This window comes from Phenylobacterium sp. (assembly GCF_035309685.1).
Taxonomy (GTDB): domain Bacteria; phylum Pseudomonadota; class Alphaproteobacteria; order Caulobacterales; family Caulobacteraceae; genus Phenylobacterium.
Genome location: NZ_DATGEX010000047.1, coordinates 18,089 through 34,376 on the forward strand (window position 1 = coordinate 18,089; position 16,288 = coordinate 34,376).

General features: G+C 68.7%; 13 protein-coding genes. 1 reads left to right on the forward strand and 12 read right to left on the reverse strand.

Annotated elements, in window-relative coordinates; genetic code table 11:
• Positions 1-2: 2 nt before the first annotated feature.
• Genes purF through radA form a run of 3 tightly spaced genes read right to left on the reverse strand, consistent with a single transcriptional unit; the run spans position 3 to position 3,477 of the window.
• Positions 3-1,490 (reverse strand): amidophosphoribosyltransferase, encoded by a 1,488-nt coding sequence (gene purF / locus VKQ35_RS15310; RefSeq protein ID WP_324363118.1) that lies wholly within the window; start codon positions 1,488-1,490, stop codon positions 3-5.
• Positions 1,487-2,119 carry a CvpA family protein gene (locus VKQ35_RS15315; RefSeq protein WP_324363120.1) on the reverse strand — a complete coding sequence of 211 codons (633 nt, stop codon included), beginning with the start codon at positions 2,117-2,119 and terminating at the stop codon, positions 1,487-1,489. The genes purF and VKQ35_RS15315 overlap by 4 nt, the downstream gene beginning before the upstream one ends.
• On the reverse strand, positions 2,110-3,477 hold the full coding sequence (gene radA / locus VKQ35_RS15320; RefSeq protein WP_324363122.1) for a DNA repair protein RadA: 1,368 nt from the start codon (positions 3,475-3,477) through the stop codon (positions 2,110-2,112). The genes VKQ35_RS15315 and radA overlap by 10 nt, the downstream gene beginning before the upstream one ends.
• Before the next feature lie 128 nt (positions 3,478-3,605).
• On the opposite strand from radA, the gene VKQ35_RS15325 reads away from it, so the two are divergent.
• Complete coding sequence (locus tag VKQ35_RS15325; protein ID WP_324363123.1) at positions 3,606-4,244, forward strand: Yip1 family protein; 639 nt, start codon at positions 3,606-3,608, stop codon at positions 4,242-4,244.
• Between the two features lie 384 nt (positions 4,245-4,628).
• Here VKQ35_RS15325 and alr read toward each other — a convergent pair whose 3' ends face one another.
• From alr to VKQ35_RS15370, 9 genes are all read right to left on the reverse strand, one after another.
• Positions 4,629-5,708: an alanine racemase gene (gene alr / locus VKQ35_RS15330; protein WP_324363125.1), complete on the reverse strand. Its 1,080-nt coding sequence runs from the start codon at positions 5,706-5,708 to the stop codon at positions 4,629-4,631.
• A gap of 7 nt (positions 5,709-5,715) precedes the next feature.
• Positions 5,716-7,218 carry a replicative DNA helicase gene (locus VKQ35_RS15335; protein ID WP_324363127.1) on the reverse strand — a complete coding sequence of 501 codons (1,503 nt, stop codon included), beginning with the start codon at positions 7,216-7,218 and terminating at the stop codon, positions 5,716-5,718.
• A gap of 166 nt (positions 7,219-7,384) precedes the next feature.
• Positions 7,385-9,820, reverse strand: coding sequence for a TonB-dependent receptor (locus VKQ35_RS15340; protein ID WP_324363129.1), 2,436 nt, complete (start codon positions 9,818-9,820; stop codon positions 7,385-7,387).
• A gap of 163 nt (positions 9,821-9,983) precedes the next feature.
• Positions 9,984-10,571 carry a 50S ribosomal protein L9 gene (gene rplI, locus VKQ35_RS15345; RefSeq protein WP_324363131.1) on the reverse strand — a complete coding sequence of 196 codons (588 nt, stop codon included), beginning with the start codon at positions 10,569-10,571 and terminating at the stop codon, positions 9,984-9,986.
• A gap of 15 nt (positions 10,572-10,586) precedes the next feature.
• Positions 10,587-10,871 (reverse strand): 30S ribosomal protein S18, encoded by a 285-nt coding sequence (gene rpsR / locus VKQ35_RS15350; protein WP_324363134.1) that lies wholly within the window; start codon positions 10,869-10,871, stop codon positions 10,587-10,589.
• Positions 10,871-11,245 (reverse strand): 30S ribosomal protein S6, encoded by a 375-nt coding sequence (rpsF, locus tag VKQ35_RS15355; RefSeq protein WP_324363136.1) that lies wholly within the window; start codon positions 11,243-11,245, stop codon positions 10,871-10,873. Before rpsF ends, rpsR begins: the two co-directional genes overlap by 1 nt.
• 211 nt (positions 11,246-11,456) lie before the next feature.
• Positions 11,457-12,002, reverse strand: a complete 546-nt coding sequence (locus VKQ35_RS15360; RefSeq protein ID WP_324363138.1) for a peroxiredoxin — start codon at positions 12,000-12,002, stop codon at positions 11,457-11,459.
• A gap of 96 nt (positions 12,003-12,098) precedes the next feature.
• Positions 12,099-13,058, reverse strand: a complete 960-nt coding sequence (locus VKQ35_RS15365) for a DUF4402 domain-containing protein (RefSeq protein WP_324363140.1) — start codon at positions 13,056-13,058, stop codon at positions 12,099-12,101.
• 170 nt (positions 13,059-13,228) lie between these two features.
• Positions 13,229-16,252 (reverse strand): hypothetical protein, encoded by a 3,024-nt coding sequence (locus VKQ35_RS15370; RefSeq protein ID WP_324363142.1) that lies wholly within the window; start codon positions 16,250-16,252, stop codon positions 13,229-13,231.
• Positions 16,253-16,288 lie beyond the last annotated feature (36 nt).

Genomic DNA, 16,288 nt, shown 5'->3' on the forward strand with positions numbered 1-16,288 from the left:
GGTCAGGCGTCGACCAGGAAGGACAGCTGGCGTTCCGAGACCTCGTTGCGGCCCTCGGCGATCTCGCGGTCGAGCAGGCGGGTGGGATAGTCGCCGGTGAAGTAGTGGTCGGTGAACTGCGGGCAGTTGGGATCGCGCGGCGCGGAATCCATGGCCCAGTAGAGGCCGTCGACCGACAGGTAGCCCATGGAATCGACGCCGAGGATCTTGGCGATCTCGTCCACCGAATGGTTGGCGGCCAGCAGCTTCTCGCGGTCCGGCATGTCGATGCCGTAGAAGTCCGGCCATTGGATCGGCGGGGAGGCGGAGCGCAGGTGCACCTCGGCGGCGCCGGCCTCGCGCACCATCTGCACGACGCGGATGGAGTTGGTGCCGCGCACGATGCTGTCGTCGATCAGCATCACCCGCTTGCCGGCCAGCACGGCGCGATTGGGCGAGAGCTTCATGCGCACACTGGATTCGCGCGTCGCCTGGGTCGGCTGGATGAAGGAGCGACCGACGTAGTGGTTGCGGATGATGCCCATCTCGAAGGGCAGGCACGCCTCCTGGGCGAAGCCCAGGGCTGCGGGCACGCCGCTGTCGGGCACCGGCACCACGACATCGGCCGGAACCAGGCTTTCCTGGGCGAGACGGCGGCCCATGCGCTTGCGCACGTCATAGACCGAGCGGCCGTTCACCACGGAATCGGGACGGGCGAAATAGACGTATTCGAAGATGCAGGGCCGCGCCTTCAGCGCCGGGAACGGCTTGATGCTGGTGACGCCGTCCGCATCGATGACCACGATCTCGCCGTGCTCGACGTCGCGCACGAAGCGGGCGCCGATGATGTCCAGCGCGCAGGTCTCCGACGCCAGGATCGGCTTGCCGTTCAGGTCGCCCAGGACCAGCGGGCGGATGCCGAGCGGATCGCGCACGCCGATCAGCTTCTTGTTGGTCAGCGCCACCAGCGCATAACCGCCCTCGATCTGCGACAGCGCATCGATGAAGCGGTCGACGAAGCGCGCTTTCCGCGATCGCGCGATGAGGTGGAGGATCACCTCGGAGTCCGAGGTCGACTGGAAGATCACACCGTTGGCCACCAACTGATCGCGCAGCGTCAGGAAGTTGGTCAGGTTGCCGTTGTGGGCCAGCGCCACGCCGCCGGCTTCCATGTCGGCGAACATCGGCTGGACGTTGCGGATCACCGAGCCGCCGGCGGTGGAGTAGCGGGTGTGGCCGATGGCGAAGCGCCCGGGCAGGCGGTCGGTCAGGTCCGCGCCGCCGAAAGCGTCGCCCACGTGCCCCATGTGACGCTCGGTGTGGAAGCGCTGGCCGTCGAAGCAGGCGATGCCGCAGGCTTCCTGACCGCGATGCTGCAGGGCGTGCAGGCCAAGCGCGGTCAGGCCCGCGGCCTCGGCCGTGTCGAACACGCCGAATACCCCGCATTCTAGGCGCGGGGAGTCGTCGAGAGGATCACGCCAGGGCGCCCTGCCGGCGGAGGTCACGCTCATCGGGATTTCTCCACCAAGTCCTCGATCTCCCTCCGCTGCCGCGCGTCGTAGCCTTCTGACTTCAATCTGTCATCTATGGCGTCGTGTTTGGCGTCATGCAGGGCGTGATCGAAGGCCGGTTTCAGTCGTCCGGCGAGGTCGAGGCCCTGCGGCGTGAGCTTGGTCACCAGTTTCCCCATATCCTGGGCCAGCGGCCAGGTGGTCGACCCCACGATCCAGTGCGGCTGCAGGTCCTTGGGCGTGGCGGCGTTGAACATCAGGTTGAGGATGCCCAGCACCAACAGGCCGCGAAGCAGGCCGACCGCCAGGCCCAGGCTGCGGTCCAGGGTTCCGATGAAATAGGTCTCGTGAAGCTGGCGGGCGATCACCGCGCCGGCCAGCCGGATCGCGGCGAAGACGATCACGAACACGACGATCAGGGCCAGCACCGTCGCCAGCCAGTCGATGTGGATCAGCTTGTGGGCGATGGGCGCGGCGAGCGGCAGGCCGTAGACGGCGGCGACGGCGGCGACGACCAGGGCGACCAGGGAGATGACTTCCAGCACCGCGCCGCGCGCGAAGCCGATGGCCGCCGAGATCGCCAGACCGATGAGGACGACGATGTCGAACTGGGTGAGGCCTAGTCCCATGCGGCCTCTCCGATGCGGCGCACGGCGTCGGCGAGGCGTCCGGCGCCGGTGACGGCGAGCGCGCCCGCGCCATCCATGTCGGCCGGACCGAGCGCGCGGCGGAAGCCGAGCTTGGCGGCCTCCTTCAGGCGGCTTTCCATGCGGCTGACCGAACGGACCTCGCCCGACAGGCTGATCTCGCCGAACACCACGCAGTCCTGCGGCAGGGCCTGGTCCAGGGCCGAGGAGGCCAAGGCCGCCGCCGCCGCGAGGTCCGCCGCCGGCTCTGTGATCCGCAGGCCGCCGGCGACGTTCAGATAGACGTCGCGGTCGCCGAGGCTCAATCCGCAACGCGCCTCCAGCACGGCCAGCACCATGGCCAGGCGCCCGCTATCCCAGCCGACCACCGCGCGGCGAGGCGTGCCGTAGGCCGAGGGCGCGACCAGGGCCTGGAACTCCACCAGCACCGGCCGCGAGCCTTCGATGCCGGCGAACACCGCCGCGCCGGCCGCGCGCTCGCCCGAGGTGTTGAGGAACAGCGCCGAGGGGTTCCTGACCTCGGCGAGGCCCGCATCGCCCATCTCGAACACGCCGATCTCATCGGTGGCGCCGAAGCGGTTCTTGGCGCCGCGCAGGATGCGGAACGGATAGCCCCGCTCACCCTCGAAGGAGAGCACCGCATCGACCATGTGCTCGATCACCCGGGGGCCGGCGATCGTGCCCTCCTTGGTGACGTGGCCGACGAGGACGATGGCGACGCCGCGCGATTTGGCGAGCCGCACCAGCTCGCCGGCGGCGGCGCGCACCTGGGTGACCGAGCCCGGTCCCGCCTCGTGGGCGTCGCTCCACAGCGTCTGGATGGAGTCGATGATGACGAGGTCGAATTGTTCGCGCTTCAGGCCGTCGGAGATGGCGCGCAGCGACGTCTCGGCGGCGAGCTTGACCGGGGCGCTGGCGAGGCCCATGCGCTGGGCGCGGCTGCGGACCTGCTCGACCGCCTCTTCGCCGGAAATATAGGCGCAGCGGGCGCCCCGCAGGGCGGCCTGGCCGGCGACCTGCAGCAGCAGGGTGGATTTGCCGACGCCGGGGTCGCCGCCCAGCAGGATCGCCGAGCCCGGCACCACGCCGCCGCCGCAGACGCGGTCGAACTCGTCGACGCCGGTGGCGATGCGCGGCGGGGCGGGCGTCTCGTCCTGCAGGCCCTCGAAGGCGAGGCCTCTGGCGCGGCTGGCCTTAGACGGCGCGAGCGCGCCCGGCGGGCGGGCCTGCAGCTCCTCGACCAGCGTGTTCCACGCGCCGCACGCCGGGCACTGGCCCGCCCACTTGGTCTGGACGGCCCCGCAGGACTGACAGGCGTAGACGGCGCCGTCGCGGGCCATGGCGTGGCGAACTCCGATTCGGTGTGCGGACGATGTTAGCCGACCTTGGGGCCGGCGCCCTGCGTGCGCTTTGCCGCGGTTTGGCGTTGGGGTAGGCTCCTAGGTGGGCAGGATGGGAGCGGATTGCAATGCACGAGGTCGAACCGGAAACGCCGGTGCAGGACCTGGTCCGCCGCGCGCTGAACCTGCTGCTGCATCCCGCCGACACCTGGGACGCCATCGAGGCCGAGCCCGACACCATTGAGCGGCTGTTCAAATACTGGGTGGCGCCGCTCGCCGCGATCCCCGTGGTGGGGCGGATGCTGGGGGCGCTGTCGTTCTGGAACTTCTCCAGCTTCCAGCTCTTCGGGGTGCGGTTCTATCACCCCAACGTCATCGCGGTGCTGGGCGACGCGGTGGCGCGCTATGCGCTCACCCTGATCTCGGTCTATCTGCTCGCCCTGGTCGTCGATCAGTTCGCGATCCAGTTCGGCGGCCAGCGCGACCGCACCCAGGCGTTCAAGCTGGTGGCCTATTCGGGGACGGCGGCGTGGGTGGCCGGCGTCTTCATGCTGCTGCCCACCGCGGGCGGGGTGTTCGCGCTCTTGGGCGGGCTCTACAGCCTCTATCTGCTTTATCTGGGCCTGCCCAAGCTGATGCGCTCGGCGCCGACCTTCACGCTGAACTATTTCGCGCTCACCTTGGTGGCGGCGATCGTCATGTGGGTGGTGATCAGCTCGGTGAGCAGCCACGCCGTCAACTTCGGCGGCCCGATCCACATCTACTGAGGGATGGCGCTCTGGGCTGAGGTCGGCCCCGGCTCGATTGGAGGGCCAAAATTACTTTTCAATTTAAGAAAAACAATGTGGAACCAAGAGTTACTCCAGTGCTTACGATGGAATGAAAAGTACGCTCGGAATAACAATCTGGCGTTCAATTACAGCGTTATTCCGCCGTGCGGAGGTTGTCCCGGGCTCCGCACCGGCCGCGGCGGCCAACAAAGCGGCGACCACCGCCCGTATCGACGCTCTGATGGCCTTGCCGATCAAGGAGCGGTCGGCGGTGACGATGATCGGCGACGAGGGTGTCAGCGGCTACAACCCGCCGCGGCCCGCCGCCCGGGACGAGACCTAAGGCGATGGCTCAGTACGCCCGTCTGCTCTCGATAGGACCTAGGTCTCGCCCAGATACACCCGCTCCGCGCGCCGGCTGAGGCGCACGAGGAGCTCGTGGGCGACAGTGTCGCCGGCGGCGGCGAGATGATCGAGCAAGGCGTTTTCGCCCAAGAGTTCGACGTGATCGCCTAACGCCGCCTCGGCGTCGCCGATCTCGATCACCAGAATGTCCATGTTGACGATCAGCAGGCGGCGGAGCGCGCCGGCGAACCAGGCGCGGCCCGCGCCCTTGGCCGCGCGGACGATCCCGTCGGTATAGCCGGCGGCGACCACGGCGACGCGCGTGGCGGCGTCGATGCGGACGGCCTCGCCATAGCCCAGGACGTCGCCGGGCCGGAGCGTGCGGATGTCGAGGATCGGGGCGGTGAGGGTGGCGACCGCCTTGAGGCGCGGGTCCGGGGTTTCGCGGGGGCCGCCGCCGAACAGGCTGATGCCCGGGCGAACGAGGTCGAAGCGATAGTCGGAGTCGAGGAAGACGCCGGCCGAGGCCGCGAGGCTCGCGCGGGCCCTCGCGAAGAGTGACCGGACCTCAAGAAACATCGCCAACTGCCGGGCGTTGCGTGGGTTTTCCGGCTCGGCGGCGGACCCCAGGTGGCTCATCACCAGGCTGACGTCGAGGCCGCGCAGGCGGTCGGTGGATTGGAGGGCGGCGCGGACTTCGTCGAGGGTCAGGCCCTGGCGGCTCATGCCGGTGTCGATGTTCAGCGCGACGGATGCGGGCCCGGCGGCTTGCGCCGCGCCGAGCTGCGGCAGACTGTTCAGCACCGGCGTCAGCCCGGCGGCGGCGAGGCGAGGGGCCGCGCCCTCGGTCATGCCGTCGAGGATGTAGATCGCGGCGGGCCGGTCCGGCCCGAGCGCGGCGCGCAGGGCCTCGCCCTCAGCCAGGCGGGCGACGAAGAAGCTGCGCGCGCCTTCGCCCCACAGCCGGCGGCCGACAGGCCCCGCGCCCAGGCCATAGCCGTCGGACTTAAGAACCGGGGCGACCTCGGCGCCGGCCGTTTCGGCGCGCAGGACGGCGTGATTGTGCGCCAGCGCGTCGAGATCGATGGTCAGACGCGCGGCTGCCGGATCGCTCATCTGGCCGCTAGTGCGGGTCGTAGCGGCTGTGGTGGTCGCGGGCGAGGTTGCCGAACTTGGTCAGGTCCTCGTTGTAGGAGAGCTTCACATTGCCGATCGGGCCGTGGCGCTGCTTGCCGATGATGATGTCGGCCTGGCCGCGGACCTGATCCATGTTCTCCTGCCACTTGAAGTGCTCTTCGGTGCCTTCGCGCGGCTCCAGGCGGGAGAGGTAGTAGGCCTCGCGGTAGATGAACATGACCATGTCGGCGTCCTGCTCGATGGAGCCGGATTCCCGCAGGTCGGAGAGCTGGGGCTTCTTGTCCTCGCGGTTCTCGACCTGGCGGGAGAGCTGGGCGAGCGCGATGACGGGGATCGAGAGCTCCTTGGCCAGCGACTTCAGGCTCTGGGTGATCATCGAGACCTCCTGCACCCGGTTGTCGTTGCGGCCCATGCCGTCGCCGCCGGTGATCAGCTGCAGGTAGTCGACGATCAACAGGTCCAGGCCGACCATCCGCTTCAGCCGCCGCGCGCGGGCGGCGAGCTTGGCCATGGAGATGCCGCCGGTGGCGTCGATGTAGAGGGGCGCTTCCTGGATCTCCAGCGCCGCGTCGCGCACCCGGCCGAACTCGGACGCGTCGATCTCGCCCTTGCGCAGGCGGTCGCCGGAGACGCCGGAGGCCTCAGCGAGCAAGCGCATGGCCAGCTGCTCGGCGGCCATTTCCAGGGAGAAGAAGGCCACCACCCCGCCGCGCACGGTCTTCTTCGAGCCGTCCGGCTGCGGCTCCCAGGCGTAGTTCCGCGCCACGTCGAAGGCGATGTTGCAGGCGAGCGACGACTTCCCCATCGAGGGGCGCGCGGCGATGATCACCAGGTCGGAGGGGTGCAGGCCGCCGATCTTGCTGTCGAGGTCGATCAGGCCGGTGGAGAGGCCGGCCAGACCCCCGTCGCGGCTGTGGGCCTCCGCCGCCATGGTGACCGCGCCATGGAGGGCGTCGGCGAAGGTCACGAAGCCCTGGGAGACGCCACCGGTCTCGGCGAGCGCATAGAGCTGTTGTTCGGCGGCCTCGATCTGGTCGCGGGCGGAGAGTTCGGCGTCGCCCTGGCCCGCCACCGTGGCGATGTCGCCGCCGATGCGGATGAGGTCGCGGCGGATCGCCAGGTCGTAGATGGCCCGCGCGTAGTCCGGGGCGTTGGCGGCCGGCGGGGCGCGGTCGACGAGGTCGGCCAGGTAGCGCACGCCGCCCAGCTCCTCGAAGCCGACGTCGCGGGCGAACTGCTCGGCGATCAGGATCGGCTCGGCGAGCTGGCCCTTGCGGATATTGCTCTCGATGATGGCGAACAGGCGTTGGTGGAACGGCTCGAAGAAGTGGCGCGCCTGCAGATAGTCGCCGATCCGCTCGAAGGCGGCGTTGTCGTAAAGCAGCGCGCCCAGCAGCGCCTGCTCGGCCTCGATATTAGCCGGGGCATGGGCGATCGGCGGCGGGTCGCTGGGGACGGAACGCAGGTCGAGGGCGGGAACAAGAGCCATGGCTTACCGATAGCCTAACGGTCTGGCCCCTGGGGATGCGACATCGCTTCCCGTCCACACTTTCGAGTGAGGCTGTGGACAGCTTGGCCATACCGGGCGCACGAAAAAGGCGGGCTGGAGAACCAGCCCGCCCGTTCCGTTTTCGCGTCCGAAGCGGCGCCTCAGATCACCACTGAATGCTGACGCGCCCGTAGAGGAACCGGCCCTCGAACCCGAAGGGGGAGAAGGAGGTGAAGGGCGCGGCGCCGGTGGTGTTCAGCGCCACCGGAACCTGCCGCGGATAGGCGTCGAACAGGTTGTCGGCGCCGAGAGCCACGGTCACGTCGTGCGGGAAGGTGTAGCGGCCTTCCAGGTCCCAGATGCTGCGCTGGCCGGTGTGCACGTCCTGGCTGCCGTCGAGCGCGGTGCCGGGCGAGAGCACGTCGCCGTAGAAGGTCGAGCGCAGGGTGCCGCCCCAGGCGCCCCTCGTCCAATCGGTCTGCAGGGTGACCTTGTAGTCCGGCTGGCCCTTTTCGAAGCGCAGCACCGCCTGGCGGGCGAACAGCGACATCGGCACTGGCAGGATGGTCGCCGGCGTGGCCGGGGTCTTGGTCACGTCCACCTTGTTGGTGTTGGCCGATCCGGTGAAGTCGAAGTCGCCGAAGTCGTCCGTCGGCAGCCGGTAGCTGACCGAATAGTCGACGCCCTTGGTGACAGTGTCGACGCCGTTCAGGAAGAAGCGGGCCGCAGACGCGCCGAAGGGGTTCAACAGATTGAAGATCACCGCGGCATCCGTGCCGGGCGCGGCCGTGGCGCTGCCGGTCAGGGTTTCCGACAGCACGATCTTGTTGTTCACGTCGATCTCATAGGCGTCGACCGTGATCTCCAGGTGGCCCTGGTGATAGACGAAGCCGCCCGAGTAGTTCTTTGACTTTTCCGGCTCCAGCGGCTTGCCGCCCAGCGCCTTGCCGGTCGGGCTGATCGACGGGAAGGTGCCGGTGTCGAACGGGATGCCGTTGATGAACAGGATCGCGGTGGAGGTGAAGTACTCCTGCTGCAGGCTCGGCGCCCGGAAGCCGCTTTCCGCTGAGCCGCGGAAGGCGAAGTTCGGGGTCACGTCGACGCGGGCGGCGACCTTGCCGGAGGTGTTGTCGCCGAAGTCGGAATAGTGCTCCTGGCGCACGGCGGCCGACGCGGTGAACCAGTTGGTGAGCTTGTCTTCCAGCTCGACGTAGCCGCCGACGTTGGTGCGGCTCTTGTCGATGACGTTCTCAGGCGTGAAGCCGGAGAAGCCGCGCGAGCCCAGCGCCAGCGTTGGGGCGACCGTGCCGCGCTCATAGGAGCCGGGGTCGCCGGCGCCGATCTTGAACTGCTCGTCGCGCGCTTCCGCGCCAAAGGCGACGCTCAGCGGACCGGCGGTTCCGATGTCGAAGTCGCGGTGGAAATCGGCGTTGCCCACGGTCTGATCGTAGGTCATCTGGCCGGCGTAGAAGGAGTGCGGCGAGGTCGGGCCGAGCGACGGATTCAGGGTGTGCTCGACGCCGTACTTCAGATTGTTCCAGCCGTAGTCGACGCTGAAGTTGGACTTCCAGCCGGCGATTTCGCCCTGCAGGGCGCCGCCGATCGAGAAGTCGTTGGAGTGGGTGTTGATCAGCGGCAGGTAGCCGTTGGGATAGACCGACGGGATGTTCTGGGTCGCGTCGTTGGCGGCGCGGAAGGTGGCCGCGGTCTCGGAGTGGCGCAGCTGTCCGCCGCCCCAGGCCTTCAACTCCCAGCCGTCGCCCAGCGGCTTGCCGGCGTTGAAGTAGACGGTGCTTTCCTCGACGTCGCCGTCGCCGAACCGGCTGTCGACGACCTTCGGCGTGAAGCGCGGGTCGATGTCGGAGCGGTTGGTGTGGTTCTGGTCGCGGTATTCGGCCGAGAGCGTCAGGAAGCCGTCGGCGCCGAGCTTGAAGCCCTGCCAGGCCTCGACGGTGGTGGTGCCGCCGTCGGTGCGGTGCTGGTCGCCGGCGTTGAAGAAGTTGATGTCGGTGTTGTGCTCGCCGTAGGTCGCTTGCGCGCCGCCGCCGTGGTCGGCCTCGCGCAGGCCGATGTTGATGACCCCGGCGATGGCGTCGGAGCCGTAGATCGCAGACGCGCCATCACGCAGCACCTCGATGCGGCTGATGGCGATTTCCGGAATGGTGTTGAGGTCGACGGCGGCGGAGCCGCGGCCCACCGAGCCGTTCAGGTTGACGAGCGCCGAGGTGTGGGCGCGCACGCCGTTGATCAGCACCAGGGTCTCGTCCGGACCCTGACCGCGCAGGGTCAGCGGGCGCACGCTGTCGGTGCCGTCGGTGTTCGACGGACGCGGGAAGTCCAGCGACGGGATGGTGGCGGCCAGCGCCGCGGCCAGCTCCGTGGACCCGCGGGTCTGCAGGGTCTTGGCGGTGACCACGTCGACCGGCGCCAGCGTCTCCAGACGCGACTTCGGCTCGGCGCGGCTGCCGGTGACCACGAGCTCTTCGACATTGGAGGAGGCCGTCGCCGCGGCGGAGGTGGCGGTCTTGGATTGGGCGAGCGCGCCGGTCGCGAAGAGGCTCGCCGCCGAAACCGCGGAGAACAGAAGTATGCGAGTTTTCATAGATTTAATCCCCGAAATGACTACGGGCGGAGGCCCGTCCTGACCCATTCGGGGGCTTAGCTAAGGTGCTTTGTGACGCCGTAAATGACAATTTGGCCACAGTGCACAAAAAAGGGCGCGGAGATGGCCTCCGCGCCCTCTTTATGTGTCTCTTATGTGGCCGCTAAGCCTCGCCGAAGCCCGTGTCCTGCGAGCCCGCGCCGCCCTCGAGAAGGTCGGCTTGGGCCTGTTCGTCGGCGATGCGATCTTCCTCGAACTGAGAGTCGATCACGTTCTCACCGCGCGCCTGACGCTCAGCTTCGTCCTGCGAGCGGGCGATGTTGAGGGTCACGGTGACGGTGACTTCGGGGTGCAGGCGGACCTTCACCTCGTGCAGGCCGAGCGTCTTGATCGGCTTGTCGAGGACGACCATGGCGCGGTCGATCTTCGAGACGCCTTCGGCGTTGACCGCGTCGGCCACGTCGCGGCCGGCCACGGAGCCGTAGAGCTGGCCGCTTTCGCCGGCCTGGCGGATCAGGATGTAGGACGTCCCGTCCAGCTTCTCACCGGCCCCACCGGCGGCTTCCTTGGCCTTGGCGTTGCGGGCTTCGATCTCGGCGCGCTGGCCTTCGAACACCTTGAGGTTGGCGGCGTTGGCGCGCAACGCCTTGGACCGCGGCAGCAGGAAGTTGCGGGCGTAGCCGTCCTTGACGTTGACGACGTCGCCGAGCGCGCCCTTGCCTTCGACCCGTTCGAGCAGAATGACTTTCATGTGCTTCGCGCTCCCTTACTTCACGACGTAGGGGAGGAGCGCCAGGAAGCGGGCGCGCTTGATGGCCTTGGCCAGCTCGCGTTGCTTCTTGGCGGAGACCGCGGTGATCCGCGACGGCACGATCTTGCCCCGCTCGGAGACGTAGCGCTGCAGGAGCTTTACGTCCTTGTAGTCGATCTTCGGGGCGTTGGCGCCGGAGAACGGGCAGACCTTACGGCGGCGGAAGAAGGGACGGCGCGCGCCGCCGGCTCCGGCCGCAGGCGCGGTGTCTTGCGCTTCAATGGTGGTTTCGTCGGTCATCAGAACGCTCCGTCCTTGGCCGGGAAGTCATCGCGGCGTTCGCGGTCGCGATCGCGGCGGGCGAGGATCGGCGAGAGCTCCAGCTCCAGCTCGTCGACGCGGACGGTGAGGTACCGCAGCACGTCTTCGTTGATGGAGAGCTGGCGTTCCATCTCCTTCACCGCCTCGGCGGGGGAGTCGATGGCCAGCAGGGAGTAGTGCCCCTTGCGGTTCTTCTTGATCCGGTAGGTCAGGTTGCGAAGACCCCAGTACTCGATCTTGGCGACGGTGCCACCGCCGGCCTCGATCAGAGCTTTCATGGTGTCGTTGAGGGCTTCAGCCTGTTGCGGCGAGATATCCTGCCGCGAAATAACAACGTGCTCGTAGAGCGCCATAGGTTCCTTCTTCCGTTGGGAGGGCGGCGCGTCCAGGGGCGGAAGGTCCGCTGGAAACGATGGATCTCTGGCGCGGCGGCCGGGATGGTCCCGACCCATTGGTGTTCCGCGAGAGACCGCTCTCCATGAAGAGGCGGGCTGATAGGGGAAAAACGGCGCGGAAGCAAGCCGTGGCCGGCCTCCGCGCGCAATTGTCAGCCGTGCGGCGTGACTACTTCTTGAGCGCCTTAACCGCGGCGAGCGTCTCGTTGACGTGCTCGTTGGGGTTCAGGTTGGAGTAGACCTTCACGATGTCGCCGTTCTGGGCGACCACGTAGGAGGTGCGGTCCGACCAGTCCGGCTTCTGGGTCAGCACCGAGTCATATTGCTTGGCGATCTTGGCGCCCGGGTCGGCGGCGACCGGGAACTTGCCGCCGCAATGTTCCGTCTCCTTGGAGAAGTCGGACAGCTGATCGACGTTGCCGGCGGTGACGCCGATGACCGTGGCGTGGGCGGCCTTGAACTGGTCGATGGCGTCGGAGAACAGGTGGGCTTCGATGTTGCAGCCCTGGGTGTGGGCGGCGGGGAAGAAGTAGACCACCACCGGGCCCTTCTTGAGCGCGTCGGCGAGCTTGTAGGTGAAGGGCTGGCCGGCGAGGTAAGCCGGCGCGGTGAAGTCTGGGGCCTTGGCGCCCTCCTTAAGGCCGGCGAAAGCCGAGCCGGCGATGGCGGCGGCGACAGTCGCGCCGACGGCGAGGGTGGCGAGCAGCGTCTTCATAGTGGTTCTCCCCTGAATTCTCTGACCTGATTTGCGGCCTTCTACACCGCGCCGCGGAGCTTGTCGCGCGCAAGGTTACGCGGCGTCATGCCGGCGTCAGTTATAGGCCACGGTGACGGTGAAATTGCCCGTGTAGCTGCCGTTCGGCGTCGTCGAATTGACCGCGATCTGACCACCCACGCCGAAGTTGAAGCTGCCCTGCGAGCCGAGCGCTCCGCCGAGCATGGGCGCGGCGCCCGCCGAGTTGGTGGTGGTCACGGTCATCGACTGCGGGCCGGTCATCTGGAAGGTCGCGGGGATGGTCACGCTGAACGCCTGGCCGCCTTCGCCGGTGACGTTGAAGGTCGCCTGGGTGGGCGTCGGCGTCCCGAAGCCGACGGCGCCGACGGTGGTGCGCGCGCCGGTCGCCGGGTCGATGGTCACCGTGCCATTGCCGCTCGTCGGCGTGGAGACCACCCCGAACACCAGGTCCTGGGTCTTGGTGATCGAAAGCTGGCGCAGGATCGTCGCCAGGAAGCGGCCGTTGGGACCGCTCGTCGGCGATGTCGGAGCCTCGGCGGTGAAGACGGAGAAATCGGCTTCGGCGGGACCGGTCGCCAGGCCGGAATCGTCGGCGGCGATGGCCATGTCGGCGCCGACGAAGAAGGTCTTCGACGAATTCAGGCCGATCGGGCCGATGGTGAAGCTGCCGGAGCCTGGCAGGCCGGGGCCGCCGGCCAGGACGGCGGTGCCCATGGTGAAGGTGAGGCGGGTCAGCGCCCGGGCCCGGCCAAGGGGGCCGCCCGCGCTGGTCAGCTGCACGTTGATGTTCTTGCTGCAATCGCCGGTCGCGCCGGTGCAGCTGATGGTCACCATGGCCCGGGTCGCGCCGTTGCTGGAGCGCACGGCGCCGCCGCCATTGGTGATGGTGACATTGCCGGTGGTCGGGTCGACGCGGAAGTTGGTGTCGCCGCTCGCCGCCGAGGTCACCCGGCCCAGGTCGGCGTTGGTGGTGACCTGGACGGTGTAGTTGGGCGTCGCCCGCGCGGGGCCGACGATCGCCGCCAGGACGAGCACCAGTCCCAGCGCTTGAGCGGCGCCTTGCCGAGGAAGTTTCGGCCGGAAGAGCCTGGTTGTCGCCACTTGAAGAACGCTTGTACGCCTCATCCCCGGGGGATTCCCAGTCTAGCCGGAACCGGCGGCCGAGCCCAGCGGACGCACCCCAGAGGCGACCCAAGAGGCGACGTTCAGCCCGGCGGCGGCGCGGGGGCGTCGTCGCGCGGCTGGAATTCCACCTCGGCGATGGTGTCGGGCGCACCCGAGCCGTCGGGCTTGATGGTGATGCTGACCGGGGCCAGCAGGCGCATGCGCAGGCGCTCGGCCTGCTCCTTGTCGAGCTCGAGCCGGTAGGTGGCGGCCGGGACGTCGAGGAAGTTCACCGAACCGTCGAACTCGGTCACGCCTTCCAGGGCCAAACCCTTGGCGTCGACCAGCCGCACGCGGGTGGCGGAGAGCCCCACCAGGACCCCGTCGGGGCGGTGCAGCTTGACGGTGACCATCACCTCGCCGGTGGGCCGCATCGGGTATTCGATCTGGGTCACCCCGCCCGGCCGGGGCGTGAACTCAATGACGCTGGGCGGCGTCTTGACCTGCTGATCCTCGATCTCGGAGATGCCGACCAGCAGACGCGCGGTGGGGCCGGACCCAAAGCCGCTCAGGTAGGCGCGGCCGTCGGCGTCGGTCTTGGCCTTCAGGCTGCCGCCCTCGAGGCTGACATTGGCCACCGGCTTCTCGCCCGCGTCGTAGACCCCGTTGCCGTTGGAATCGATGAAGGCGTGGAACGAGACCGAGCCGCCGGAGCCGGGGCCGGAGCGGGTGAGCTGGTAGCCTTTCTCCGGATTGTAGCCGATGCCGAAGTTCATCTGCGCGCCCAGCCGCCAAGTGCCCTGCCGCGTGTCGTACTGACCGGTGAGCGCCAGGTCGCCGAACTTGGTCTTGGTGGTCGTGCCGGCCAGCAGCAAGAAGTCCTTCGGCGTGTCCAGCTCGCCGGTCAGCCCCAAGCGAAGCGCCCAGGTGTCGTTGATCGATCGGTCCGCGAGGATTTCCAGGCTGCTCAGCCGGAAATCGGGGACAGCGACATAGTCCAGGGTCGCGCGCACCTGCCACTGGTATTTCCGGAAGGTCGAGACCCCGACGAACCCTTTCAGGAAGTCGCTGACCTGGCCGGTGACGAGTAGGTCGTGGTCGTATTCGAAGCCGGTCGAATAGAGCAGGGGCCCCAAGGAGGCGGAGCCGCGCACCTGGGTGATCCAGTTGACGCCGCCATCGGCATAGGCGTCGCGCAGGGCGCGGACGGAAATCGGGATCGGCTGGGCGCCGAACTGGATGTTGCGGTCGAGGTCTAGCTCGGTCCGCCGGAGGAGCGGGCGCTCAAGATCGGCTTCCGCGTTGTTCTCGTCGAGCAGGCCGCCGCGGTATTCGGAGTGGCGCAGCACGGTGTTGGTTCCGAACAGCCGGCCGGCCAGACCGATCGAGGCGCCTTCGCCGCCCAGGTTGTCGGCGGCCAGATCGAATTCTGTGGCGAAGCCGGCGATGGAGCTTTTGACGCCGCCGGTGGCGAGCTGGCGCTGCACGCCCAGCTGGTCGGTGTAGAGCGCGCCGCCGGCCGTGACCGTCACATACTGGGTCAGGCCGTAGTTCAGATTGGCGATGACCCGCGGCTTGCCGGTGATGTGGTCGATGACGAACGGGTCGGAGGTGTCGCCGATGTGTAGCAAGGGCTCGTTCTGATCGACCGCGGCGAAGTCGAGGGTGACCTGGCCCCTGTGCAGCAGGCCGCCGCCGGCGTTGATGATCCGCGTCTCCTCGCTGCGCTCGCCGTGCGGGCCATAGGTCACGATGCGCACGACGTTGACGCCCTGGGTCAGGGGCACGGACAGGAACTCATACTGGCCGTTGACCGCCTGGCTCTGCGAGCCCTGCAGGACGTCGTTCACATAGAGCTCGACATCGTCGCCGATCGGCAGCTCGCCGCGCAGGTCGACGCGGTTGAAGACGCTGGTCTGGTCGAGCGGCGCCGTGGAGAGCTCAACGCCCCGGCCGCCGAGGCTGCGCGGCCCGATCGCCAGACCCGGCGTGAAGACGTCGCCCAGGCCCACCACGCGCGCGTGCAGCGGCCCCAACAGATCGCCATCGACCGAGCGCTTTTCCAGCAGAACGCGGCCGGTGGTCAGCTTGCCGGTGTCGTCCGACCCGAAATAGGCCTGCAGGCCGGAATAGAGCAGATCGCCGCCCAGGCGGATGTCGTACTGGGTCGGCGCCCTTGGCGTGACGTTCTGGGCGCCCAGACCCAGCGCCACGTCGAAGGAGGGCGGGCTGAAGAGCTGATAGGGTTCCTCGACCCGCAGGACCGGCGTCGCGGGCTTGGTGGCGCCCTGGCGCAGGCGGGCCAGGCGCGCCAGACGGCCCTGCAGGGGCAGGATTTCGGTCGCCGTCAGCTTCATCTGCAGGTTGCGCGGGTCGACGGCGAACTGCAGCGGCAGCAGCTTGGCCAGAACCGAGGCGCGCACATAGATCTCGCCGGGCTCGACGACCACGTCGCCGGGCTCGAGCGGAATCTGCAACGGGCCGATGCGGGCGGTGTTGGTGGCCACATCGACGGTGAGCGCGCGGCGGGACTCGCCGATGCGGCCGGTGATGCGCCCGTCGCTGGGGCTGACGTCGACGTCCATCTCCAGCAGGCGCGTTAGCTCGCCGACCGGTAATTGCGGATCCTCGGGCATACCGTAGGCGGCCATGCCGTCCGCCAGATTGAGGTCGTCGAGCTGGACCGCCAGCAACAGTAGGGTCTGCGGATCGGGCGCCGGGAAGCGCGAGGTCGAGACCGCGCTGGTCACCGCGACCGGCGGCGGCCCGCTGGGCGCGGTGGGCGGAGGCTGGGCGCCGCCGGTCAGCAGGGCGCCGATCCGGTCGTAGGACGCCCCGGGCGGGCTGGCCGGGGATTGGGCCGCAAGGCCCGCGCCGCCGTTGGAGGGCCGGGCGCCAGCGAGGGCTTCCGGGGCCGCGGCCCGGCCGTTGGACGCCAAAAGCACAGGCGCGCGCTCGAGTGGCGCGCGCGCGATGGCATGGAATTGCTGGCCGGTGACGAGGTACTTGGCGACCGCGTCTCCCGGCGATGGCGCACCGCCGCGCGGCGCGGCGCGAACGGGCGGCCCTCGGGCCCCGAGCAGCAGGGCGCTGATCGCATCGCCGACGTCGGCTTCGCGGGCCACGGCCGCCCCTCCGGTCGCGCAGAGCTGGACCGCGGC